This window comes from Mesorhizobium shangrilense, from assembly GCF_028826155.1.
Classification (GTDB): domain Bacteria; phylum Pseudomonadota; class Alphaproteobacteria; order Rhizobiales; family Rhizobiaceae; genus Arvimicrobium; species Arvimicrobium flavum.
The window spans coordinates 2614899-2638232 of record NZ_JAQGPN010000001.1 but is presented as its reverse complement, the minus strand read 5'-3'; the positions used below and the strand labels follow the sequence as shown (position 1 = coordinate 2638232).

Below are 23334 nucleotides of genomic sequence, written 5' to 3'. Positions count from 1 at the left end.
CCGGTTTTTGCCCGATGAAATCCTGCCGCCTCGGCGGCAGGCGCCGTCAGTCGATCCTGAACCGGTATTCCGTGATCTGGTGATACCGCTGCCCTGGCCACAACGCAGCCTGCGGAAAATAATGACGGTTGGGTGAATCGGGCCAGACTTGCGCCTCGAGGCAGAAGCCGGCATAGGCGCGGTAGCTGCGCCCCCCGAGACCCCGCGTGCCTGGTCGCTCAACGCGCTGACCGGCGTAGAACTGCACTCCGGGCTCGGTCGTCCAGAGTTCCATGCGCACCCCGGAGCGCGCACCGCTGGCGGTTGCTGCATGACGCAGCGGACCACGCGATGCGGCAAGGCAGAAGTTGTGATCGTAAGGGACCTGCTCGCCTTCCGATTCCAGGCGAATCGGCCGCGCGCGCCGAAAGTCGAACACGGTTCCGTCGACCGGATGCACGAAGCCGGTCGGAATCATCTCTGAGTCCACCGGCAGATACGCCCCGGCCATGATCGAAAGGTCATGGTCGAGGATATCGCCGCTGCCCCCGTTGTCGAGATTGAAATAGGAGTGATGTGCGAGGTTGCACAGCGTCGGCTCCTCGGCGGTGGCGGCATACTCGATCGACAGCGTGCCCGGTATCTTCAACCGGTACGTGCACGTGACGTCCATCGCACCCGGAAACCCCATCTCGCCATTGGCGCTGCGCAGGGAGAACGTGACAAAGTCGGGGCCGTGCAGGGCGACGTCCCATATGCGCGTTCCGAATCCCTTCGCGCCGCCATGCAGCGTGTGCCTACCGAGGAAGTTGGGATCAGTCTGGCAGTGCCGCCCGTCTATGACGAAGCGGCCATTGGCGATGCGGTTCGCGTAGCGTCCGGCCGTCGCGCCGAAGTAGGGCGAATGGTAAAAATAGTCGTCGAACGCCTCGTAGCCGAGCACCAGCGGCGCGTCGTGGCCGGCAAGCCTCAGGTCCTGGACGGCGGCGCCCCAGTTGATGACATGCGCCATGAGCCCGCCGCCCGAGATGCGGAAGACATGGACGGTTTCACCCTCTGGCGTGTGGCCGAAGACCTCACCGTCCATGTGCTTCCCCTCAACTGATCGGTTTGGTCGTCAAAGTCCCAGACCGCCCATGCAGACATACTTCGTGTCGAGGTAGTCCTCGATGCCCTGGTGGCCGCCCTCGCGCCCGAGCCCGGATTCCTTCACCCCGCCGAATGGCGCTTCGGGCGTCGTGATCAGTCCCTCGTTTACGCCGACCATGCCGTATTTCAGCCCCTCCATGACGCGCACGGCGCGCCCGAGATTGCTGGTGTAGAAGTAGGAGGCAAGGCCGAACTCGGTGTCGTTGGCGAGCTTGACCGCCTCTTCCTCGGTGTCGAACCTGAACACGGGAGCGACCGGCCCAAAAATCTCTTCTTTCATGAACATCATGTCCGGCGTGGCGTCCGAAATCACGGTCGGCTCGAAGAACGACCCTCCGAGCGCGTGGCGCTTGCCGCCGGTGACGACCTTGCCGCCCTTCGATTCGGCGTCCTTGACGAATTCCTCGACCTTTTCGACAGCCTTGTCGTCGATGAGCGGACCCTGCTGCGTCCCCTCCTCCAGGCCCGGCCCGACCTTGAGCTTGTTGCTCGCCGCGGCCAGCCTCTCCACGAACCGGTCATAGATGCCCGCCTGCGCGAAGAACCGGTTGGTGCACACGCAGGTCTGGCCGGAGTTGCGATACTTCGCGGTGATCGCACCTTCCACCGCCCGATCAAGATCGGCGTCGTCGAAGACGATGAACGGCGCGTTGCCGCCGAGTTCCATCGACACTTTCTTCACCGTCGAGGCGCACTTGGCCATCAGCATCTTGCCGATCTCGGTCGAGCCGGTGAACGTCAGCTTCTTGACCAGTGGATTCGAGCACATCTCGTCGCCGATCTCGCCGGCCGAGCCGGTGAGGATGTTCACCGCGCCCTTCGGGAAGCCGGCCTCCTCGCAGAGCGCGCCCCAAGCCAGACCCGAATAGGGCGTCTGCGAGGCAGGCTTGACGACCGCTGTGCAGCCCGCCGCCAGCGCCGGCGCGATCTTGCGCGACAGCATCGAGGACGGGAAGTTCCACGGCGTGATGGCGGCGATGACGCCGACCGGCTCCTTGGTGACGAGGATGCGGCGGTCCGCCCAAGGCGACGGCACGACGTCGCCGTAGGTGCGGCGCGCCTCCTCGGCGAACCACAGCACGTAGGCTGCCGAGCTGCCGACCTCGCCCTTCGCCTCGGCCAGCGACTTGCCCTGCTCCATGGTCAGCAGTTCAGCGAGCGCGTCCTGGTTGTCCATAATGGCGTCGTGCAGCTTGCGCAGCAGCTTGGAGCGCTCCAGCGCGGAAGTCTTCTTCCAGACATGGAACGCCGTCTCGGCCGCCTCGATCGCGCGGCGCGTCTCCGCCTTGCCGGACTTCGGCACGACGCCGATCTTCAAGGTCGTGGCCGGGTTGATGACGTCGATCGTCGCGCCTGAATCGGCCTGGACCCACTCGCCGCCGATCAGGTTCGCCTGTCGCATGTAGTGGCTGGTTTTCTGCAGCATTTTCCTGAACCTCTATGCGGCGCGCCCGAAGGCGCGCGCTTTCATCTTAAGATGGTGAATGTTGGGGTAATCTTCGCGCATCGATTTCGTTGCGGCAAGCGAACACTTGCCCCGGTCATGCTGGAGCCACAGGCCCCGTCAGACCGATCATCCGAACAGAAATTGCAGGATACCCAGCCAGATTGACATCGTCACCACGGCGACGGCCGTGGCGATCGTCATCTGATTCGAGGCGAGCGCCTGGCCGGTGCCGAACTGCGTCGCAATCAGGTAGGAGTTGACTCCCGAAGGCAGCGCCGCAGCGATCACCACCACCTTGGTCGTGAACGGGGGAAGCCCGGCAACAACCGCGACGGCGAGCGCGACCGCCGGCATCAGGAACAGCTTCACCGCCGACAGCACGAGCGCCGGGCGTATGTTGCCGGACACCGGGAACTTTCCGAGCCCAATCCCCATGGCAAAGAGCGCGACCGGTGCGGCGATGTTGGCCAGCGCATCGACGAAGCGATCCGCGAGGGGCGGAAGCGGGATCCCTGAAGTTCTCCACAGCAGGCCGGCGATGATGCCGATGATCAGCGGATTGCGCACCAGCTGACCGAGGAAGAAGCGGATGAAATGAAGGATCTCGAATGACGCCCCCTTCGGCCGCCCGAACACCTCGAACAGCGCCATGGACACCATGAGCATGATCGGCAGGTGGATGGAAATGAGCAGCGAAAGCAGTTCGAAACCCGGCTGTCCGAACACGCCGAGCATGAACGGTGCTCCGAGCAGCACCAGATTCGAGAATGCCGACGACACGCCGCCGACCACGCCCGCCTGGCTGTCGCGGCCGAAGCCGCGCGTGGTGATCAAGTGCCCTGTCGTCCAGGCCACCGTCACCGCGGTGAAGTAGACCGCCCAAAGTCCCCACGGCAGGCCGGTTAGGTGTGCCTCGACGAGGGTGCGGAACAGAAGCATCGGCAACGCGACCCGCACCGCGAACGCCGACAGCCCGTCCCCAACCTCGCGCTTGAGGTAGCCTGTCCGCCCGGCCAGGTAGCCGAGCGCGATCAGTCCGAAGATAAAGAGAGTGGTTTCCACGATCGGCGACATGCCTCGTGATAGGCAAGGCCGGCCGGACAGGCAATGTGCCACGCATTGTCCGGCGGAAACCTGGTGCGCCAGCGCGCAAGGTTCAGAAGGCGACCACGGTTCGCGTCACAGCAGTTTTCCATGGCAGATCGATGCAGCCACGGGCGCCCATCTGCGGCCCATCGGTCACGCGATTGTTTGCCCACCCTCCCTGCCGTCAGCTTGCTTCCCCTCCCCGCTTGCATCCCTATATGGTTGCGGCTGGAGAAAATGATGATCCGATTTCTACTGGGCTTGGTCTGTTGCCTCGCGGTGACGCCTGCTTTGGCAACCGAAGCGGGCTGGGCTCTGCTGCGCGACGGCGGCCGCGTGGTGTTGCTGCGGCACGCCACCGCGCCTGGTGTCGGCGATCCTGCGAATTTCGACCTCGCGAAATGCCCCACCCAGCGTAATCTGTCCGCCCGCGGCAAACAGCAGGCGGAGAAGATCGGTGCACTTTTCGCCGCCAGGGTGGGGAACCCCGAACGTGTCCTGACCAGCCGCTACTGCCGCGCGCGCGACACCGCACGCATTGCCTTCGAAGACACCAAGGCCGAGGATTTCCCGCCGCTCGACCAGTTGCCGCAGGACGAAGAGGCCGCTCTCGAGGCCAATGAGAAGGTGCTGGACGAAATCCGCGCCTTTACCGGCTCGGGAAACATGGTCATGGTTACGCATCTGGAGAACATCCGCGCGCTGGCCGGAATCTCGCCGCGCGAAGGCGAAGCTGTGATCGTGGCGCCATCCGATACGGGGCTCCGGGTGCTCGGCCGTATCATCTTCAACTGAGCGCAGCTGCAGAATTCGGTGCAGCGTCATCGGCGACGGCATCTCCGGACTTGAATCGGCCCGTTTGCGCGCGCATATGGGCAATGGCCCGCGGGGTGCGAGGTGACTTCCCTTCAAGCCGAAAAGCGAATAGAGAGCCGCTCGACTCCCCCAATCAAACGAAGTTCAGTTCAAGGAACTCCCGTGCCAACAACCTTTGACAGAGTTGCCGACATCATCGCATCCACCAGCGAGATCGATCGCGACAAGATCACCCCGGACAGCCACACCATCGATGACCTCGGCATCGACAGCCTTGATTTCCTTGACATCGTCTTTGCCATCGACAAGGAATTCGGAATCAAGGTGCCGCTGGAGAAGTGGACCCAGGATGTGAACGAAGGACGCGGTTCGACCGAGGAGTACTTCGTGATGAAGAACCTCTGCGCAAAGATCGACGAGCTGGTCGCCGCCCGCGCGGCCTCCGCCTGACGATCGACCGCTGACCGTCGCGCCTCCCGCAGCATGAGCACCAACGACGTCGTCATCACCGGCATAGGCCTGGTTTCCTCGCTCGGCGAAGGCGCGGACGCCCATTGGCGCGCGCTTTCATCCCCCGGCGTCGAGCCGGTGGTGAACGCCACGTCGTTCCCGCCCTACAGTGTCCATCCGCTACCGGAAATCGACTGGAACCTGCAGATTCCGAAGCGTTCGGACCAGCGGCAGATGGAGCTGTGGCAGCGCCTCGGCACCTACACGGCCGGTCTTGCCCTGGATGACGCCGGCATCAAGTCCGACAAGGACCTGATGTCGCGGACGGACATGATCATCTCCGCGGGCGGCGGCGAGCGGGATGAATCGGTCGACGAGACGATCCTGGCGGCTTCGGAAACGCGCCCCGACCACGACATGCTCCTCAACGAGAAGCTGACGACGGACCTGCGCCCGACGCTGTTCCTTGCCCAGCTCTCCAACCTGCTGGCCGGCAACATCTCGATCGTCCACAACGTCACCGGCTCGTCACGCACCTTCATGGGCGAGGATGCGGCCGGCATTTCGGCGCTCTCGACCGCGGTGGCGCGCATTGCGTCGGGCCAGTCCAAGATCACGCTGGTCGGCGGCGCGTTCCAGGCGACCTACCGCAGCATGATCATGGGCTATGCGCTCGGTGGACACCTGCACCAGGACGCCTTTGCGCCGGTCTGGTCGCGCTCGGACGCCAAGGGCGGCGGCATCGTACCGGGCTCCGGCGGCGCCTTCCTCGTCCTTGAATCGGCGGAACACGCCAAGGCACGGGGCGCGCGGATCTATGGGCGGCTGGCGACGATCGTTGCCGCGCGCGCACGCCGCAACGCCGACGACCTTGCAGCTTCCCTGGGCAAGCTGCTGGATCGCGCTGCGCCGGCCGACGGCGAAACGCTTGTCGTGTCCGCCGGATCGGGAGCGAAGCTCGCGATCGAGGCAGAGCGCAAGGCGCTTGACGCCCGGCCAAGCCTGCGCCCTCGCGGGATGGCCACGGCCATCGGCCACCTACAGGAAGCGCAGTTTCCGTTTGCCGTCGCGCTCGCCGCGATGGCGGTGGAGCGGAGTGCGGCCTATCCAGCCCTTGACGCAAGCGAACCCTCCTTCGCAGGCGCGCCGAAAGCGGCGCTGGCGTCGATGATCGGCTACAACTCCGGCGAGGGCGTCGCCCTCGTGACCAGGGCGGACTGACTGCGAGGCAGCCATGGCGCAGAAGCACAGAGACCATCTCGGGCGTCCGATCGTCGCCGTCACCGGCATCGGCATGGTGACGCCGCTCGGCGTCGGCAAGGCCGACAACTGGCGGGCGCTGACCTCCGGCAAGTCGGGCATCCGGCGCATCTCGCGCTTCCCGGTCGAGCACCTCAACACCACCATCGCCGGAATGGTCGACTTCCTGCCGTCGAGCAGCAAGGGCGCGTCGGCGCTCACCTATGAACTCGCCGAGACCGCGGCGGCCGAGGCGATTGCCGAATCGGGCGTCTCCGGGGATTTCGGCGGACCGTTGTTCCTGGCGTCGCCGCCGGTGGAGCTCGGCTGGCAGGACCGTTTCGCGCTCTACGCCTCGCAGGCCGAGGGCAACGGCTATGAGCGCCTCTTCGCCGCCGCCCGCGCCCTCAACAGCCGCGACATCGAGGAGACCACCCTCTTCGCGGCGATCGCCGACCGCCTGGCCGACAAGTTCGGCGTCACCGGCCTGCCGGTGACGCTCTCGACTGCCTGCGCCTCCGGCGCCACCGCCATCCAGCTAGGCGTCGAAGCGATCCGACGCGGCGAAACCGACCGCGCGCTGGCCATCGGCGCAGATGGGTCCGCGACCGCGGAAGCCTTGATCCGCTTCTCCCTGCTTTCGGCGCTGTCGACCCAGAACGCCGTCCCCGAAAAAGCCTCGAAACCCTTCTCCAAGGACCGCGACGGCTTCGTCATGGCCGAGGGCGGAGCGGCGCTGGTGCTTGAATCCCTGGAAAGCGCGACAGCCCGGGGCGCAACCGTTCTTGGCATCCTCAAGGGCTGCGGCGAGAAGGCCGACGATTTCCACCGCACGCGCTCCAAGCCCGACGGCTCGCCGGCAATCGCCGCCGTGCACGCCGCACTCGCCGATGCCGGCGTCAGCGCCGACGACATCGGCTATGTCAACGCGCACGGCACCTCGACGCCCGAGAACGACAAGATGGAGCACCTCTCCCTCTCGACCGTGTTCGGCGAGCGCATGAAGAAGATCCCGATCTCGTCGAACAAGTCGATGATCGGCCACACGCTTTCGGCCGCCGGCGCCATCGAGGCCGCCTTCTCGCTGATGACCATGCGCGAAGGCGTCATCCCGCCGACCATCAACCACGACAATCCGGACCCGGCGATCGACCTCGACGTGGTGCCGAACGTGAAGCGCAACGCCGACGTTTCGCTGGTCCTGTCGAACTCGTTCGGCTTCGGCGGCCAGAACGCCTGCCTTGTCATGGCGAGAGAAGCGGTCTAAGCGCACTCCTTTCATTGATCTGGAAGGCCCATGCGCGCACTGCAACTCGTCGAAGACCGCCGGCTCGAAGCCGTCGACCTCCCGCCACCGCCCCCGCCCGCTCAGGGCGAGGTGACCGTCGCCATCAGAGTCGTCGCGCTGAACCACATCGACGTCTGGGGCTGGCGTGGCATGGCGTTCGCCAAGCGCAAGATGCCGCTGGTCATTGGCGCGGAGGCATCCGGCGTCGTTGAGACGGTCGGCCCCGGCGTGTCCGGCCTGCTTCCCGGCCAGCTCGTCTCGATCTTCGGCGCGCGCACCTGCGGCCTCTGCAAGGCATGCCGCGAGAAGCGCGACAATCTGTGCGAGAACGTCGGCGGCGTGCACGGCTTCCATCTCGACGGTTTTGCGCAGGAGAAGATGAACCTTCCGGCGCGCCTGCTCGTCCCTGCCCCGCCCGGCGTGACCGACGTCGGCGCGGCCGTCGCCCCCGTCACCTTCGGCACCGTCGAGCACATGCTCTTCGACAACGCCAAGCTGCAGCCGGGCGAGACGATCCTCGTCCACGCGGGCGGCTCAGGCATCGGCAGCGCCGCAATCCAGCTCGCGCGCCGCATGGGCTGCACGGTCATCACCACGGTGGGCTCGAACGACAAGATCGAGAAGGCAAAGGCGCTGGGCGCCGACCACGTGATCAACTATCGCGAGGACCGTTTTGAGGGCCTCGTGCGCAAGATCACGAAGAAGAAGGGCGTCGACGTCGTCTTCGAGCATGTCGGTGCTGATACCTGGGCTGGCTCGATGCTCTGCCTCAAGCGCGGCGGACGCCTTGTCACCTGCGGCTCGACCTCCGGCGTTTCGACATCGATGAACCTGATGCAGCTCTTCCAGCAGCAGCTGAAAATCCTCGGCTCCTTCGGTTGCCGCATGGAGAACATGGCCGACGCCATGCAGAAGATGGCCGCCGGCATCGTTTCTCCGGTGATCGACACCGAGGTCGATTTCGATGGCATCGGCGAGGCGCTGAAGCGTATGGAAGGCCGTGACGTCTTCGGCAAGATCATCCTCCGGGTCGCTTGATGCGTCGCCTGCTCGTGCGGCTCGGCCAGTGGCTGAAGCTCGCGAACTACTGGGTCATCGCTCAGTTCGCCATCGGCGTGCTGAGCCTGCTGCGGCGCGTGCCGCCGGACAAGGCGCTCGACTTCGCCGACAGGGCGGCGCGCTGGGTGGGCCCAAAGGTCGGCCGGCACCGCGTTGCGCTGGACAACCTGCGCCAGGCTTTTCCGGAGAAGTCGGAAGCCGAGATCGACGAGATCGCCTCCGACATGTGGGCCAACATGGCGCGGCTGGCGGCCGAATACATCTTCCTCGACACCCTGTTCGATTTCGAGCCGTTTTCCGACAAGATCGGCCGGGTCGAGGTCGTCGGCGTCGAGCGCTTCATCGAGCTGGCGAACCAGGACAAGCCGCGCATCACGATCACCGGCCACACCGGCAATTTCGAGATGCTGGCGATCGCCGGCACCGTTTATGGCCTCGGCGCTTCCTTCCTGTTCCGGCCGCCCAACAACCCGTTCCTGGCGAAATACATCTTCAAGGCGCGCAGCAACGGCATGAGCGGCCTGCTCGCCTCACGCAGGGGCGTCGCCTTCACGCTCGCACGCATCCTGGAGGATAACGGCGCCATCGGCGTGCTGGTTGACCAGAAATTCCAGTACGGCATCAGGACCACCTTCTTCGGCCGCGAGTGCGAGACGAGCCCCCTGGTGCCCAAGCTGGCGCGCCAGTATGACGCCGACGTCTACCCGGCCCGCTGCATCCGCCTCCCCGGCAACCGTTTCCGGCTCGAACTGGAGCCGAAGGTCGAGCTGCCGCGCGATGCGAGTGGGGAGATCGACGCCAAGGCGACCGCACAGTTGCTGAACGACATCGTGGAACGCTGGGTGCGGGAGCATCCCGGCCAGTGGATGTGGTTCCACAAGCGCTGGAAGCTGACGCCGGCGAAGGCGCGCTGAGCGTCGACCTGCCGTGGTCACCCGTAGGTGGTGGCGACAAGGTCGACCCCCACTCCGGTTTGCTTCGCAAACCACCTCTCCCCCGCTCGACGGGGTAGAGGAAGAGCGGAGGCAACGCTCGACGCCCTTCCTCTACCCTACAAACTGGGGGAGAGGTGGCGAGCCCGGAGGGCGAGACGGAGTGGGGGGCCGCCACCGCTGGACCGACGATCCGGCGCTTGGTCGAGCTTGCCCTTCAGCCGCCGTAATAATTCATCACCGCGTGCCGCGCCTGGGCGAAGAACAGCCAGCGCTCCACGAACACGCCCGCCAGGAAGGTGAAGGCAGCGAGCATCGCGGCCAGCACCGAAATTACACCGCCTGCTGTCCCGAACAGCGCGAGTAGCGCCAGCACCGCGGCGGGGAGAACCGCGCCGCTCCCCAGCGCGATACGGCGCAGCTTGTCGGCATGCTTGCGGGCGATGCGATAGCCCATCTCCCGCGTGAGGTAATTTTCGTTGATGTGCGGGCGCTCGAACAGCCGCACCTTCCCGATAGGTCCCAGTCCCGTCGCGCTTTCCGGCGTTGAGAGCGGCGTGAGCGTATCCAGCCGCCGCCACCACGCCCGCTTGACGGCCCACGCGGCGAGCGTCGCCAGCAGCGCCGCGAGCGACAGGGCGCCGGCCGGGCCGACCCCGGCGAAGGCGAAGGCGCTGGCAAGCGTGAGGCCACCTGCCGCGGCAAAGAGCAGGTAGCACGCCGGCGTCAGGCGCGTGTGCCAGGCATCGACGGAACGGAGCGAGGCATAGATCATCGATGTGCAGTAGACCGTAGCGGCGGCGAGCAGCGCGCCCGCGATCCCGGGCAGCGGCTGGTAGAGGTCAAAAAACCAGCAGGCGATCGCCGACCACGACAGCGGCACGAAGGCGATGACTGCGAGTACCCCTTCGCGCGACAGCCAGCTCGACCGCCACTGCGAGAACGCGCGCCAGGCCCTTTGCGGATTGCCCAGATGAAGCGTGGAGGACAATAATCCGCCCGCGATCAGGGCAAGCGCGATGAAGTGGGCCACCTTGGTCGCCACATCGGCGGGATCGAGCAGGCCCAGCCCGAGCACCGCCGCAAGGCCGTAGCCGAGGCCCGAAAACGTCGAGAAGACGATGATGGAAAGCGCTGGATGCATCGGGAAACGTGACCTTCACATCCTCTCGAGCACGCCGTCGAGCCAGGCGAAGAACCCGGTTGCGCCGGCGGTATCATGGCCTGCCTTCGCCGGAGCGCTTTGCGCCAGCGGCTTGCGCGGCCGCGGCGGCAGGTACTTGTTGACCGGCCGCGTCCCCTGCTCCGGCATCAGGTCAATGCCGCCGCGCTCTGCGACCATGATCGATACGTCCGATGCGGGATCGGCGAGATCGCCAAAATGGCGGGCATTGGCCGGGCAGGTGCGCACGCAGGAAGGCACGCGGTCGATCTCTTCCAGCGTCTCGTTGTAGATGCGGTCGACGCAAAGCGTGCACTTCTTCATCACGCCGGCGGCAAGATCCATCTCGCGCGCGCCGTAGGCGCACGCCCAGGCGCACAGCCCGCAGCCGATGCACTTGTCCTCGTCGACGAGCACGATGCCGTCGGCCGAGCGTTTGTACGATGCGCCGGTCGGGCAGACGGTGACGCAGGGCGCATCCTCGCAATGCAGGCACGACTTTGGAAAATGGACGATGCGCGCATCGCCCGCCTCGCCGATGACCTGGCCGCCTTCCGGCGTCACCTCGAAGCTGTGGATACGGTTGAGGAACGTGCCGGAAACGTCCGGCCCGTAAGGGTCCTGGTCCGAAAGTGCGCTGCCGTAGCCGCCGGTATTCCATTCCTTGCAGGAGATCACGCAGGCATGGCAGCCCACGCAAGTGTCGAGGTCGATCACAAGACCGAGCTTTTTCGGCGTCGGTAGAGATGGGAGGCTGGTCATCGCGCCCACTCCTGACCGTAGCGTAGTTCCGCCGGCCGCCCGCCGGTGGGCGCGGGCTCACCGGGCGGAGCAAAATGCGGCTCGCTCACCTCGCCCGGCTCCGCCTTCACAATCCGCACCCTGAGGTCGTACCAGGCTGCCTGACCGGTGATCGGGTCCGAGTTCGACCACCGCATTCCGTCGCCCTTCGGCGGTAGAAGTTCGTGGATCAAGTGATTCATCAGGAAGCCTTTTCTGGCTTCCGGCGCTCGGTTGTCCAAGGCCCAGGCGCCGCCGCGCTTGCCGATCGCGTTCCACGTCCAGACGGTGCTCGAATTCACCGCCTCCATCCGCGCGATCTCGACCTTGATGCGGCCGTGATGCGAGATGACCCAGACCCAGTCCCCCTTCTGCAAGCCCTCCGTGTCGCAGATCGCCGCCGGCACGTAGAGCACGTTCTTCGTGTGGATCTGCCTCAGCCAGGCGTTCATCGATCCCCAGGAGTGATACATGGCCGCCGGCCGCTGGGTGATCGCGTGGTAGGGAAACTCCTCAGACGAAACCGCCGCCTCCTCGAAGGGTTGATACCAGTCTGGCAGCGGGGAAAAGGTGTCGAGGATGCGCTGCCGGTGGGTCACCGGCGCAACCGGCTCGCGCACACCCTCGGCGCAAAGGCGGAATTTCTGCAGCGGCTCGAGATAGAGCTGGAACGTCACCGGCTGGGGCTGATCGAAGAAGCCCATGCGCACGGCAAAGTCCTGGTAGGCCTTGTTGTCGTGCTTGAAGAACTGCGCTTCCGGCGGAATGTGCGTGACGAAGAAGGAGCCGTTCTCGATATAGCGCTTGAGCTGGTCCGGGTTGGCCGCCCCTCGCCCCGCCCGGTCGCCGTCCGCGCCGCGGAAACCGGCGAGCGGACCGATGCCCGGCCGCCGCTCGTGACGGACGATATAGTCCGCATAGTCCTTGTAGATCGCGTGCCCCCTGCTGTCCGCGAACGCCGGCAGCCGCAGCCGCGCCCCGAGGTCCAACAGCACCGTCTGGAAGCCGCGCACATTGCGGTCGGGTTCCACCACCGGCCAGCGGATCGCGTCCTGCACCGCGTCGGGCTCGGAGATAGGACGGTCGAGGAGCGAGATGCAGTCGTGCCGCTCCAGATAGGTCGTGTCGGGCAGGATGAGGTCCGCATAGGCCACCATCTCGGAGGCATAGGCGTCCGAATAGATGATCTTCGGGATCCTGTACTCGCCGGTCGCCTCGTCCCTGTCTTCCAGCATTCTGATGACGCCGGCCGTATTCATCGACGAGTTCCAGGCCATGTTGGCCATGTAGAGGAACAGCACCTCGACGGGATAAGGATCGCCGGCATGGGCGTTGGCGATCGCCATGTGCATCAGGCCGTGCGCGGAAAATGGCGCATCCCAGGAGAACGCCTTGTCGAGCCGGTTCGGCCTGCCCTCCTGGTCGACGAGCAGATCCTCCGGCCCGCGCGGGAAGCCGAGATGCGGCCCGGAAAGCGGCTTGTTCGAGCCGAAATGCTCGGCCCTGCCGTGCGGCGTCGGGTGCGCCTCGACCGGCTTGGGGTAAGGCGGCTCGAAGCGGAAACCACCGGGGCAGTCCACCGCGCCGATCAGCACCTGCAGCATGTGCAGCGCCCGCGCCGTCTGGAAGCCGTTGGAGTGCGCGGAGATGCCCCGCATGGCATGGAACGAGACCGGCCGCCCGACGAAGCTGTCGTGCCGGTTGCCCTTCATGTCGGTCCAGCCCTGCTCGACGGTGATCGCCTCGTCGAAGGCGACCCGCCCGATTTCGGCCGCAAGCCCGCGGATGGTGTCGGCGTCGACGCCGGTTTCGGCGGCCACCTTCTCCGGCGCGTATTTCGGATCGAGGTATTTTTCCGCGAGCAGTTGGAACGACGGGCTCGCATGCCGGCCGTCGCCGAGGTCGAAGCGCCCGTGCAGCGCCGGCTGCGCGCCCGGCGCTCCATGCGCGACCGCTCGCTCGGTGACCGACTCCCAGACCAGCGGCTTCCCGTCGCCGTCCCGCGCAAACAGCCCGTGCTCGGAAGTGCCCGGCGCGTCGATCACCAGCCAGGAAGCGTTCGAGTAGCGCTGCAGATAGCCGACATCGATGCGCCGCGCCTTCAGCAGCTCGTGGATGAGGGAAAGGATCAGCAGCCCGTCGGTGCCGGGCCTGATCCCGATCCAGTTGTCGGCGACGGCGGAGTAGCCTGTGCGCACCGGATTGACCGAGACGAACCGCGCCCCGCGCTTCTTCAGCTTGGCGATGCCCATCTTGATCGGGTTGGAATCGTGGTCTTCGGCGACCCCGAACATCACGAACAGTTTTGTCCTGTCCCAGTCCGGCGCGCCGAACTCCCAGAATGCCCCACCGATGGTCATGATGCCGGCCGCCGCCATGTTGACCGAGCAGAACCCGCCATGCGCGGCATAGTTCGGCGTGCCGAACTGTTGCGCCCAGAAGCCGGTGAACGATTGCGACTGGTCGCGCCCGGTGAAGAAGGCCAGTTTCTTGGGATCGGATTGCCTGACCTCGCCCAGCCATTCCGTCGCTGTCTCCAGCGCCTCGTCCCAGGAGATCTCCACGAACTCGCCGGAGCCGCGAGGGCCGACCCGCTTCATCGGAGCCTTCAGCCGCGCCGGCGCGTAATGCTGCATGATGCCGGCCGAGCCCTTGGCGCAGAGCACGCCCTTGTTCACCGGATGGTCGCGATTGCCCTCGATGTAGCGGATCTTGCCGTCCTTCAGATGGACGTCGATGCCGCAGCGGCAGGCGCACATGTAGCAGGTGGTCTTGCGCACCTCGTCACCGACGGGCGCCGACAATTCGAGATGCGGTTCGGCCTGCATCGTTAGAAAAATCTCCTCACCCTGATTCCCTATAGGTGACATCCGGGAAAGGAAATGCCTCACGACCGCCACTTCACGACGAATTTTGCAGACCCCAGGTGCCCCAGCGGCGCAGCGAAGATGGCTGTGCGTTGAACCTGTCGCCCGCGGGCGTGCGGCACAGGCCTCGTCATCACTTCGACACGTCTCCCCCAACGCGATTGCCGAAGCCACCCTTTTGAGCCTTCAGAAGTTTCGGGTGTTGCGCCTCCGGCGGGGAAAGGTTGCGCCAACGCGCTCCGCCCTTGCCAAGTACCGAATGAACGGTTCCAATCCGGCCATGCGCGAGATGCTTTTCCGAAACATCGATTCCCTGGTGGACGACCTGGTCCAGCTGACCGTCGACCTCATCCGCTTCCCGACCATCAATCCGCCAGGCGAAGCCTACACGCCATGCGCCGAGTTTCTGGGTAATCGATTGCAGCGCGGCGGCTTCTCCGTCGAGTACGTTCGCGGCGAAGGAACCCCGGGCGACAGCGACCGCTATCCCCGCACCAACGTCATCGCGCGCCGGGAGGGCGCCAGGCCGGGCCCCACGGTGCACTTCAATTCGCATATCGACGTGGTCGAATCCGGCGAGGATTGGACGCTCGATCCCTTCGCCGGGATCATTAGGGACGGACGCGTCTATGGCCGCGGCGCCTGCGACATGAAAGGCGGTCTTGCGGCATCGGTGATCGCGGTGGAGGCGTTTCTCCGAGTCTGTCCCGACTTTCCGGGAGCCATCGAGATTTCAGGCACCGTGGACGAGGAATCCGGCGGCTTCGGCGGCGTCGCCTACCTCGCCGGCAAGGGTTATTTCTCAAAACCCCGCGTCGATCACGTCATCATCCCCGAACCGCTGAACAAGGACCGCATCTGCCTCGGCCATCGCGGGGTGTGGTGGGCGGAGATCGAGACCAAGGGCGAGATCGCCCATGGTTCGATGCCGTTTCTCGGCGATTGCGCGGTGCGCCACATGGGCGCCGTGCTTGAGGCGTTCGAGCGCGACCTGTTCCCGGCACTCGACCGCAAGCAGACGAAGATGCCTGTCGTGCCGGAGGGCGCGCGGCGCTCGACCCTCAACCTCAACTCGATCCACGGCGGGCAGACCGACGATTTCCGTCCCGGACTTCCCTCCCCGAACGTGCCCGACTGGTGCCGGCTCACTCTCGACCGCCGCTTCCTGCTGGAGGAGAAGATCGGCGAGGTGAAGCAGGAGGTGGTGTCGATCCTCGACCGCCTGAAGCGCGAGCGTCCAAAATTCGACTACGAAATCCGCGATCTCATGGAGGTGCAACCGACCATGACCGAGCGCGACGCGCCCGTCGTGCAGGCCGTCGCCGAGGGCATCCGCGCCATCTTCGACCGCGAGCCTGACTACGTCATCTCTCCGGGCACCTACGACCAGAAGCACGTCGCCCGCATCGGCCACATCTACGACTGTATCGCCTACGGCCCCGGCATCCTCGACCTCGCCCACCGGCCTGACGAATGGGTCGGTATCCAGGACATGGTCGAATCGGCCAAGGTGATGGCGATCGGCCTCGACCTGCTGCTGAATGGGCCGCGCAACTAGACGGTGCGCGCGGACACCGTGAGCTCCGGCCGCTGGTTCAGCGTCTGGAACACTACGCAGTAGCGCTCCGTCAGCTTCAGCAGCGAATCGATCCGCTCCTGCGGTTCGTCGGTATCGAGTTCGAACGCCAGCCGGATCTTCTGGAACCCCACCGGCGCATCCTTTGCCACGCCGAGCGTGCCGCGGAAATCGAGGTCGCCCTCGGCCGAAACCGTCGCGCCCGTTAGCCCAAAATCCAGCGCGGTCGCCACGGCTTTCAGCGTCACGCCTGCGCAGGCCACCAGCGCCTCCAGCAGCATGTCGCCGGAACAGAGTTCCAGTCCGCTGCCGCCGGTCGCCGGGTGCAGCCCGGCGGTCGCGATCGCGCGGCCGGTCTCCACCTTGCAGGCAATCGACTGGTCGTCGATCGAACCGCGTGCCCGTAGCGTGATCAGCGCTTTCTCCGGCTGTTCGCGGTAGCTGTCCTTGAGCGGCGCCTGCTGCGCCTTCAATGTTGCTGCGTCCATGCCCGGCACCTCATCGGCAAGCATCACGCCGCCGATCCTATCGCTTGACCGCGGTGGTCGCACCGAAAAATGTCGGCCGCTCCTGAGAATTGCCGTGACCGATGCAAAAATCAGAAACGCGTTTCCCCCGGCGACTGCCGGAACGGAAACAAACTCGATTTACTCCCGCTCGATTTCGCGCTTGTATCGCGCAGGATTTTTCCGCGGGGAGATTGTAATGACAGCTTGGAAGTCAGTTCTGGCGGCGACGGCTCTTGCGCTCGCGTCGAGCACCGCGGCGAACGCCGCACGCACGGACATCGTCGTCGGCGTCGTGCTGGAACCGCCGCATCTCGATCCGACCGCGGGCGCAGCCGCAGCGATCGACGAGATTCTCTACGCCAATGTCTTCGAAGCGCTGACCCGCATCACCGCCACCGGCGAGGTTGCACCGGGGCTCGCCGAGAGCTGGACCATCTCCGACGACGGCAAGGTCTACACCTTCAAGCTGCGCACCGGCGCGAAATTCCATGACGGCACGGATTTCAACGCCGACGACGTCAAGTTCACGCTGGACCGCGCGCGCGCCGAAAACTCCACCAATGCGACCAAGGCAATCTTCGCCGGCATCGAATCGGTCGACGTGGTCGATCCGGGCACCGTGAAGGTGACGCTGAAGCACCCGGAGGGCCTGTTCCTCTACAACATGGGCATCGGCGACGCGGTCATCGTCGCGCCCGAATCGGCGGACGGCAACAAGGAGAAGCCGGTCGGCACCGGACCGTTCAAGTTCGACAGCTGGGCCAAGGGCTCCTCGATCAAGCTCTCGAAGGCAGACGGCTATTGGGGCGATCCGGTCGCGCTCGACAAGGTCGAGTTCCGCATCATCCCCGACGCCGCGGCTGCCGTGCCGGCGCTGCTGTCGGGCGACGTGCAGGCGTTTCCGAACGCCCCGGTCGGCGATGCGCTGCCGCAGCTGCAAGCAGATCCGCGCCTCAAGGTCGTGATCGGCACCACCGAGGGCGAGACGCTGTTGTCGATGAACAACAAGAAGCCGCCCTTCGACAAGCTGGAAGTCCGCCAGGCGATCGCTTCGGCGATCGACCGCGCGGCCATCATCGCCGGTAACGGCAGCGGCCTCGGGGCGCCCATCGGCTCGCACATGTCGCCGGCCAATCCCGCCTATGTCGACCTGACCGGCACCTATCCGCACGACATCGCCAAGGCCAAGGAGTACCTGAAGGCGGCCGGGCTGGAGAATGGCTTCAACGCCACGCTGAAGCTGCCGCCCCCGGCCTATGCACGTGACGGCGGACAGGTGATCGCCTCGCAGCTTCGCGAGATCGGCATCAACCTCGAGATCGTCCCTGTCGAGTGGGCGGACTGGCTGAGCAAGGTCTTCACCGAGAAGGACTACGACCTCACCATCGTGTCGCACACGGAGCCGAACGACATCGATATCTATTCGCGGCCCGGCTACTACTTCCAGTACGAGAATTCGGAGTTCAACAAGGTCATCGCTGATCTCTCCGTCACGGCCGACGACGCCAAGCGCAAGGAACTGCTGGGCGCCGCGCAGAAGATTTTGGCCCACGACGTTCCGGCCGTCTTCCTGTTCGAGCTCGCCAAGGTCGGCGTATGGGATGCCAAGGTCGAGGGCATGTGGGAGAACTCCCCGATCCAGGCGAACGACATGACCAAGGTGAAGTGGGTGGATTGATGGGTTTGCCCTCCCCCTTGAGGGGAGGGTGGCGAGCGGAGCGAGCCGGGTGGGGTAGGTTCATGCCGCGTGCCGATGCGAAGACTATGTCGAGCACTGCCGCAGCGACCCCACCTCCGGCCTTCGGCCGGACCCTCCCCCCAAGGGGGAGAGAGAGGCCGCACGCATGACCGCCTTCCTCTTGAAGCGCCTCCTCATCGGCATCGCGACGCTCCTGGCGGCGTCGCTGGTGGTGTTCGCCGTGCTCGAGATCGTGCCGGGCGATCCGGCCCAGCTAATGCTCGGCATGAACGCGACGCCGGAAGCGCTGGCTGCGCTACGCGAGCAGCTCGGCCTCGACCAGCCATTGGTGTGGCGATACCTCTCCTGGCTGGGCGGTCTGCTGACGCTCGATTTCGGCCGCTCCTACACCTATTCCGTGCCGGTGATCGACCTTGTCGCAGAGCGGATCGGCGTTTCGCTGCCGCTTGCGGTCATAGCCCTGGTCCTTTCGACCGCCATCGCCATTCCGGTCGGCCTGTTCGCCGCGGCGCGCCGGGGCAAGGCCGCCGATGCGGTTTCCATGGGCCTCTCGCAGGTCGGCGTCGCCGTGCCCAACTTCTGGTTCGCGCTGATCCTCGTCTACATCTTCGCGGTGTGGCTGCGCTGGGTCCCGGCCGGCGGCTTTCCCGGCTGGAGCGCAGGCGTCTGGCCGGCGCTCAAGGCGCTGATCCTGCCGGCCGTCGCGCTCGCCCTGCCCCAGGCGGCCATCCTCGCGCGCGTCACCCGCTCCGCGCTGCTCGAGGTGCTCGGCGAGGACTACATCCGCACCGCCCGCGCCAAGGGCATGCCGCGCAGCTACGTGCTGTGGCGGCATGCGCTGCGCAACGCGCTGATCCCGGTGCTCACCATCCTCGGCCTCCAGTTCGCCTTCCTGCTCGCCGGCACCATCATCATCGAGAACGTGTTCTACCTGCCGGGTCTTGGCCGCCTGATCTTCCAGGCGATCACGCAACGAGACCTGATCGTGGTTGAGGGTGTGGTCATGCTGCTGGTGGCGGCCGTCATCGTCGTCAACCTGCTGGTCGACATCTCCTACGCCATCGTCGACCCCCGGCTGAGGACGCGCCGATGAGCATCGAGCCGCTGCAGGACCGCGACACCTTCGGCAGCCTCGTCAGGAAGGCGCTTGGCAGCCGCTCCTTCGTCGTCGGTTTCGTGATCACGGCGATCGTGGCGCTGATGGCGCTGGTCTCCTTCTTCTGGACCCCATACGACGTCACCAAGTTGATCGTCGCCGACCGCATGCTGCCGCCATCCGCGACGCACTGGTTCGGGACGGACCATTTCGGCCGCGACAATTTTTCGATGATCATGGTCGGCGCCCGCAACTCCATTGCCGTCGCGCTGGTGGCGGTCGGCATCGGCATGGGGCTCGGCGTCCCGCTGGGCTGCTGGGCCGCCGCACGCGGTGGCTGGATCGACGAGGCGCTGATGCGCTTCAACGATCTGGTGTTCGCGTTCCCTGCCCTGCTCTCCGCGGTCATGATCACCGCGATCTTCGGCCCGGGCGCGATCAACGCGATCATCGCCATCGGCATCTTCAATATCCCCGTCTTTGCCCGCGTCGCCCGCGCCGGGGCGCTGTCGCTGTGGCCGCGCGAGTTCATCCTGGCCGCCCGCGCCGCCGGCAAGGGCCCGGCACTCATCACCGTCGAGCACATCCTGCCCAACATCGCGAGCATGCTGCTAGTGCAGGGCACCATCCAGTTCGCGCTGGGCATCCTGGCCGAAGCCGGCCTCTCCTATGTCGGCCTCGGCGCGCAGCCGCCGATGCCGAGCTGGGGCCGCATGCTCTTCGACGCTCAGACCCGCATGATCGTCGCCCCCTATCTGGCGCTGTTTCCCGGCTTCGCGATCGTCCTCACCGTGCTCGGCCTCAACCTGCTCGGCGACGGCCTGTCCGACACGCTCGACCCCAAGCTGAGGCGCCAGCGGTGAGCCTGCTCCAGGTCGAGAAACTCAGCCTGGAGATCGAGGGCCTGCCCATCCTCAAGGGGATAGATCTCTCGATCGCGCCGGGCGAGGTCATGGGACTGGTCGGCGAATCCGGCTCCGGCAAGTCGATGACGGCGCTGACCATCATGCAGCTCCTGCCCGCCCGCGCGCGGGCCGCCGGCCGCGTGCTGTTCGACGGAGCCGACATTCTTTCCGCCAGCGAAGAACGCATGTGCGCACTGCGTGGCGACGACATCGGCATGGTCTTCCAGGAGCCGATGACGGCGCTCAATCCGGTCAAGACCATCGGCGAGCAGGTCGCTGAAGGCATCCGCTGGCACACCGGCGCCAACCGGGCCGATGCCGAGGACCGCGCCAGAAAAATCCTCGAGCGCGTCGGCCTGCCAGAGCAGAAATTCCCGCTGTCGCGCTATCCGCACGAACTGTCCGGCGGCCAGCGCCAGCGCGTCGTCATCGCCATCGCCTGCGCGCTGAAGCCAAAACTGCTCATCGCCGACGAACCGACCACCGCGCTCGACGTCGTCCTGCAGGCTCAGATCCTCGATCTGCTGCGCGACCTCGTCGACGAGAACCGCATGGGTCTCCTGCTGATCAGCCACGACCTCGCCGTCGTCGCCGACATGGCCGACCGCATCACCATCATGCGCCATGGCGAGGTGATGGATACCGGCGAGACGGCGCGCACGCTGTCGGAACAGAGCCATCCCTACACGCGGCAGCTCGCGCTGGCGTCAATGCACGTGCCGGCGGGAAGGCTGCATCGTTCACCCCCCTCTGTCCTGCCGGACATCTCCCCCTCAAGGGAGGAGATCGGCAGTTTCGACGGCTTGGCGAAATCGACGACGTTGCCGATTGGCGAAAGCATACCGGACAGCCCAATCTCCCCCCTTGAGGGGGAGATGTCCGGCAGGACAGAGGGGGGTGTTTCGCAGCCTCCGTCCCTCCTGCAAGTCCACAGTATCACCCGCGACTACCCCGGACGCCGCCTGTCCCTCTTTCGCCCCGGCCAGCCGATGCGGGCCGTGGACGACGTTTCCTTCGCCATGCGGCCCGGCCAGTCCGTCGCCCTGGTCGGCCGCTCCGGCTGCGGAAAGTCCACGCTTGCCCGGATGATCCTGGCGCTCGACAGGCCGACGTCGGGCGAAATCCGCTTCCGCGGCGACACGCTGACCGGGAAGAGCGAGTCCGCCCTGCGTCCTGCCCGGCGCGACATGCAGGTCGTGTTCCAGGATCCCTACGGTTCGTTCGACCCGCGCCACCGCGTCGAGCGGCTGGTGGCCGAGCCGCTGCACCTCCTCGAATCGAAGCCCGGCCCGGCGGAGCGCCGGGACATGGTCGCGCGCGCCCTCCACGAGGTGGGGCTGACCGCGGACGACATGCACAAATACCCGCACGAGTTCTCGGGCGGACAGCGGCAGCGCATCTCGATCGCCCGCGCACTCATCACGCGGCCAAAACTCATCGTCGCGGACGAGCCGGTTTCCGCGCTGGACGTCTCGATCCGCGCCCAGATCCTCGACCTCTTCGCTGAACTCAACCAGCGGCTCGGCGTCGCCTACCTGTTCATCACCCACGACCTCACGGTCGCACGCGCGATCACCGACGACGTCATGGTCATGCACGAGGGGCGCATCGTCGAGGCGGGGCGCACGGCCGAGGTGCTCGACGATCCGCAGTCGGATGCCGCGAGGGAACTGGTCGCGGCCGCGCCAGATCTGCATCGGGCAGTCGCGCGGCGACTGCGGGAACAGGGATAGCCGTATCGGCGGCGCGGCTCGCGGCGGCGTTACTTGCCGCCCTTGATCACGTCGACCGGATCCAGGCCCAGTATGTCGAGGACGCGCCGGAGCAGCTTGATCTCCTGCGACGCGAGGTTCCGATCCGCCTTGGCGATGTCGGCCATGTGGCTTGCAAGCGCCTGGCGCCGCTCCAGCCGCAGGCCGCGGAACATGGCGAGCGCCTGGCCGCCACTGGTCTCGTAGCCAAAATCGTTCAGGTACTCGACAACGGCATCGACGCTTTCAGGGCCGATTCCGAAGCCTTCGTGGCAGATGCGGCGGAACGCGGCCATCTCCTTCTCATCGATCTCGCCGTCTGCAAGGATCATGCGGAAAAGGAGCAACAGTTCGGCCGTGAGGATCGGATCGTCGGCCACCTTGCGCACGCCGGAGTCGCCATCCATCAGGGACCGGATCTTCGCAACCAAACCGCCAGCCATCAGGACTGCACTCCTTCTATTTTCAGCCAGATTGGTAGCGCCTTTTGCGCCGCGCGCAATGCTGCATCCGACCAATCCCAAGGATTGCTGCGCGACCGTTGCCGGCGGGAAACATGCTTCCGCCATGCATGCCGCGGGGCGGATCTCGGCCAAGCCTCTCGGCGCCGCGCGCCGCCGTCTATCGCCAGCCGCTGCGAACGCATATGATCGGCAACGGGAGGTACGATGGCTGCAAAGACACCCGTCGAGGGAGAACCCCGCTTCTGGCACCGGCCGACGCCGCCGGACCTGGCCGGGCTGGTGACCGGGCTCTACGGCTACGCCGAGCGCGGAACGCCGCTCGCCGGCGCCGTCGAGACGGCTTCGCTCACCGTGCCCCTGATCATCAATTTTGGTACCCCGTTCCGGATCGGGCTCGGCCGGCAGCCGTCCGCCCACGACCGCTACACAAGCTTCGCCGCCGGGCTCTTCCTCGGACCCGTGATGATGGATTCGGACGGCGACGCGCACTGCATCCAGGTCAACTTCACGCCGCTGGGCGGCCGCCGCTTCTTCGGCATGCCGATGACCGAACTCGCCGACCGGATGGTGCCGCTCGCAGACCTCTGCGATCCGGAGATCGACCGCCTGTCCAGCCAGATCGAGGAGCGGAACTCCTGGGAGAGCCGCCTCGACCTCGTCGAGGATTTTGTGCGCGCCAGGCTGATGCGCGGAGCCCTGGCCGACCCCGCGCTCGGCTGGGCGTACCGGCGACTGCTCGATACGCACGGCACGGTTCGCATCGGCGCGCTGTCCGGCCGCCTCGAATGGAGCCGGCGCAGACTGGTCGAGCGGTTTCGCCGGGATTTCGGCCTGCCGCCCAAGGCCGTCGCCCGCATCATCCGCTTCAATGCCGCGACCGAGATGGCGCGAGGCAGCCCGCGGCCCGACTGGGCCGACATCGCGGCAGCATGCGGCTATGCGGACCAGGCGCATCTCACACGCGAGTTCGCAGAACTCGCCGGGCAGCCGCCCGCGGCGTGGCGAGCGGCCGCGTAACATTTCTTCAAGACCGCGCGGCTGCAACGGACGAAACTCGGCCATCGCTTCCAAGAGAGGAGA

At 66.0% G+C, this 23334-nt stretch carries 20 protein-coding genes; 12 read left to right on the top strand and 8 right to left on the bottom strand.

Translation table 11 applies throughout. The features are described from left to right. Window positions 1-46: 46 nt before the first annotated feature. The 3 genes from PD284_RS12690 to PD284_RS12680 all read right to left on the bottom strand — a co-directional run bounded on the left by PD284_RS12690 (window position 47) and on the right by PD284_RS12680 (window position 3649). A complete protein-coding gene (locus PD284_RS12690; protein WP_274628553.1) occupies window positions 47-1066 on the bottom strand; it encodes an aldose epimerase family protein in 1020 nt (339 codons plus the stop codon). A 30-nt stretch (window positions 1067-1096) separates the two neighbouring features. Then, complete coding sequence (locus tag PD284_RS12685) at window positions 1097-2554, bottom strand: NAD-dependent succinate-semialdehyde dehydrogenase (protein WP_274628552.1); 1458 nt, start codon at window positions 2552-2554, stop codon at window positions 1097-1099. A gap of 147 nt (window positions 2555-2701) precedes the next feature. Next, complete coding sequence (locus PD284_RS12680) at window positions 2702-3649, bottom strand: AEC family transporter (protein ID WP_274628551.1); 948 nt, start codon at window positions 3647-3649, stop codon at window positions 2702-2704. A 252-nt stretch (window positions 3650-3901) separates the two neighbouring features. Between PD284_RS12680 and PD284_RS12675 the strand changes: the two genes are divergently transcribed. The 6 genes from PD284_RS12675 (at window position 3902) to PD284_RS12650 (ending at window position 9427) form a co-directional block, all read left to right on the top strand. Next, window positions 3902-4456, top strand: a complete 555-nt coding sequence (locus PD284_RS12675) for a histidine phosphatase family protein (RefSeq protein WP_274630625.1) — start codon at window positions 3902-3904, stop codon at window positions 4454-4456. Window positions 4457-4639: 183 nt separating this feature from the next. Beyond that, a complete protein-coding gene (locus tag PD284_RS12670) occupies window positions 4640-4927 on the top strand; it encodes an acyl carrier protein (protein WP_274628550.1) in 288 nt (95 codons plus the stop codon). 33 nt (window positions 4928-4960) lie between these two features. Continuing rightward, on the top strand, window positions 4961-6148 hold the full coding sequence (locus PD284_RS12665; RefSeq protein ID WP_274628549.1) for a beta-ketoacyl-ACP synthase: 1188 nt from the start codon (window positions 4961-4963) through the stop codon (window positions 6146-6148). A gap of 13 nt (window positions 6149-6161) precedes the next feature. Next, a complete protein-coding gene (locus PD284_RS12660; protein WP_274628548.1) occupies window positions 6162-7433 on the top strand; it encodes a beta-ketoacyl-ACP synthase in 1272 nt (423 codons plus the stop codon). Window positions 7434-7463: 30 nt separating this feature from the next. Further along, window positions 7464-8492, top strand: coding sequence for a zinc-binding dehydrogenase (locus PD284_RS12655; RefSeq protein ID WP_274628547.1), 1029 nt, complete (start codon window positions 7464-7466; stop codon window positions 8490-8492). Next, window positions 8492-9427 carry a lipid A biosynthesis lauroyl acyltransferase gene (locus tag PD284_RS12650; protein WP_274628546.1) on the top strand — a complete coding sequence of 312 codons (936 nt, stop codon included), beginning with the start codon at window positions 8492-8494 and terminating at the stop codon, window positions 9425-9427. Before PD284_RS12655 ends, PD284_RS12650 begins: the two co-directional genes overlap by 1 nt. 235 nt (window positions 9428-9662) lie before the next feature. Here PD284_RS12650 and PD284_RS12645 read toward each other — a convergent pair whose 3' ends face one another. Genes PD284_RS12645 through PD284_RS12635 form a run of 3 tightly spaced genes read right to left on the bottom strand, consistent with a single transcriptional unit; the run spans window position 9663 to window position 14215 of the window. Then, window positions 9663-10589 carry a dimethyl sulfoxide reductase anchor subunit family protein gene (locus tag PD284_RS12645; protein ID WP_274628545.1) on the bottom strand — a complete coding sequence of 309 codons (927 nt, stop codon included), beginning with the start codon at window positions 10587-10589 and terminating at the stop codon, window positions 9663-9665. A 15-nt stretch (window positions 10590-10604) separates the two neighbouring features. Next, the gene (locus PD284_RS12640; RefSeq protein WP_274628544.1) at window positions 10605-11369 is read right to left on the bottom strand and encodes a 4Fe-4S dicluster domain-containing protein; all 765 of its coding nucleotides are present in this window, start codon (window positions 11367-11369) and stop codon (window positions 10605-10607) included. Further along, window positions 11366-14215: a molybdopterin oxidoreductase family protein gene (locus PD284_RS12635; protein ID WP_274628543.1), complete on the bottom strand. Its 2850-nt coding sequence runs from the start codon at window positions 14213-14215 to the stop codon at window positions 11366-11368. Before PD284_RS12635 ends, PD284_RS12640 begins: the two co-directional genes overlap by 4 nt. Before the next feature lie 298 nt (window positions 14216-14513). Here PD284_RS12635 and PD284_RS12630 point away from each other — a divergent pair, with 298 nt between their 5' ends. Further along, a complete protein-coding gene (locus PD284_RS12630; RefSeq protein ID WP_411956203.1) occupies window positions 14514-15812 on the top strand; it encodes an acetylornithine deacetylase/succinyl-diaminopimelate desuccinylase family protein in 1299 nt (432 codons plus the stop codon). Here the strand turns inward: PD284_RS12630 and PD284_RS12625 are convergent. Next, window positions 15809-16318, bottom strand: a complete 510-nt coding sequence (locus PD284_RS12625) for an OsmC family protein (RefSeq protein WP_274630623.1) — start codon at window positions 16316-16318, stop codon at window positions 15809-15811. The genes PD284_RS12630 and PD284_RS12625 overlap by 4 nt on opposite strands. Before the next feature lie 217 nt (window positions 16319-16535). On the opposite strand from PD284_RS12625, the gene PD284_RS12620 reads away from it, so the two are divergent. The 4 genes from PD284_RS12620 (at window position 16536) to PD284_RS12605 (ending at window position 21772) form a co-directional block, all read left to right on the top strand. Beyond that, window positions 16536-18017, top strand: a complete 1482-nt coding sequence (locus tag PD284_RS12620) for an ABC transporter substrate-binding protein (protein ID WP_274628542.1) — start codon at window positions 16536-16538, stop codon at window positions 18015-18017. Window positions 18018-18183: 166 nt separating this feature from the next. Next, the gene (locus PD284_RS12615; protein ID WP_274628541.1) at window positions 18184-19131 is read left to right on the top strand and encodes an ABC transporter permease; all 948 of its coding nucleotides are present in this window, start codon (window positions 18184-18186) and stop codon (window positions 19129-19131) included. Further along, complete coding sequence (locus PD284_RS12610; RefSeq protein WP_274628540.1) at window positions 19128-19997, top strand: ABC transporter permease; 870 nt, start codon at window positions 19128-19130, stop codon at window positions 19995-19997. The genes PD284_RS12615 and PD284_RS12610 overlap by 4 nt, the downstream gene beginning before the upstream one ends. Further along, complete coding sequence (locus PD284_RS12605; RefSeq protein WP_274628539.1) at window positions 19994-21772, top strand: ABC transporter ATP-binding protein; 1779 nt, start codon at window positions 19994-19996, stop codon at window positions 21770-21772. Before PD284_RS12610 ends, PD284_RS12605 begins: the two co-directional genes overlap by 4 nt. A gap of 29 nt (window positions 21773-21801) precedes the next feature. On the opposite strand, the gene PD284_RS12600 is transcribed toward PD284_RS12605, so the two are convergent. Continuing rightward, entirely contained in the window at window positions 21802-22233 is a 432-nt protein-coding gene (locus PD284_RS12600; protein ID WP_274628538.1) for a tellurite resistance TerB family protein, read from the bottom strand. 225 nt (window positions 22234-22458) lie between these two features. Between PD284_RS12600 and PD284_RS12595 the strand changes: the two genes are divergently transcribed. Beyond that, on the top strand, window positions 22459-23271 hold the full coding sequence (locus tag PD284_RS12595; protein WP_274628537.1) for a helix-turn-helix domain-containing protein: 813 nt from the start codon (window positions 22459-22461) through the stop codon (window positions 23269-23271). Window positions 23272-23334 lie beyond the last annotated feature (63 nt).

Bases quoted from the DNA above. Each gene is read 5' to 3' on its own strand.
- PD284_RS12655 (WP_274628547.1), top strand. From the start codon at position 7,464: ATGCGCGCACTGCAACTCGTCGAAGACCGCCGGCTCGAAGCCGTCGAC.
- PD284_RS12640 (WP_274628544.1), bottom strand. From the start codon at position 11,369: ATGACCAGCCTCCCATCTCTACCGACGCCGAAAAAGCTCGGTCTTGTG.
- PD284_RS12600 (WP_274628538.1), bottom strand. From the start codon at position 22,233: ATGGCTGGCGGTTTGGTTGCGAAGATCCGGTCCCTGATGGATGGCGAC.
- PD284_RS12665 (WP_274628549.1), top strand. From the start codon at position 4,961: ATGAGCACCAACGACGTCGTCATCACCGGCATAGGCCTGGTTTCCTCG.
- PD284_RS12690 (WP_274628553.1), bottom strand. From the start codon at position 1,066: ATGGACGGTGAGGTCTTCGGCCACACGCCAGAGGGTGAAACCGTCCAT.
- PD284_RS12615 (WP_274628541.1), top strand. From the start codon at position 18,184: ATGACCGCCTTCCTCTTGAAGCGCCTCCTCATCGGCATCGCGACGCTC.
- PD284_RS12645 (WP_274628545.1), bottom strand. From the start codon at position 10,589: ATGCATCCAGCGCTTTCCATCATCGTCTTCTCGACGTTTTCGGGCCTC.
- PD284_RS12610 (WP_274628540.1), top strand. From the start codon at position 19,128: ATGAGCATCGAGCCGCTGCAGGACCGCGACACCTTCGGCAGCCTCGTC.
- PD284_RS12660 (WP_274628548.1), top strand. From the start codon at position 6,162: ATGGCGCAGAAGCACAGAGACCATCTCGGGCGTCCGATCGTCGCCGTC.
- PD284_RS12675 (WP_274630625.1), top strand. From the start codon at position 3,902: ATGATCCGATTTCTACTGGGCTTGGTCTGTTGCCTCGCGGTGACGCCT.
- PD284_RS12620 (WP_274628542.1), top strand. From the start codon at position 16,536: ATGACAGCTTGGAAGTCAGTTCTGGCGGCGACGGCTCTTGCGCTCGCG.
- PD284_RS12635 (WP_274628543.1), bottom strand. From the start codon at position 14,215: ATGCAGGCCGAACCGCATCTCGAATTGTCGGCGCCCGTCGGTGACGAG.
- PD284_RS12595 (WP_274628537.1), top strand. From the start codon at position 22,459: ATGGCTGCAAAGACACCCGTCGAGGGAGAACCCCGCTTCTGGCACCGG.
- PD284_RS12685 (WP_274628552.1), bottom strand. From the start codon at position 2,554: ATGCTGCAGAAAACCAGCCACTACATGCGACAGGCGAACCTGATCGGC.
- PD284_RS12630 (WP_411956203.1), top strand. From the start codon at position 14,514: ATGAACGGTTCCAATCCGGCCATGCGCGAGATGCTTTTCCGAAACATC.
- PD284_RS12650 (WP_274628546.1), top strand. From the start codon at position 8,492: ATGCGTCGCCTGCTCGTGCGGCTCGGCCAGTGGCTGAAGCTCGCGAAC.
- PD284_RS12680 (WP_274628551.1), bottom strand. From the start codon at position 3,649: ATGTCGCCGATCGTGGAAACCACTCTCTTTATCTTCGGACTGATCGCG.
- PD284_RS12625 (WP_274630623.1), bottom strand. From the start codon at position 16,318: ATGGACGCAGCAACATTGAAGGCGCAGCAGGCGCCGCTCAAGGACAGC.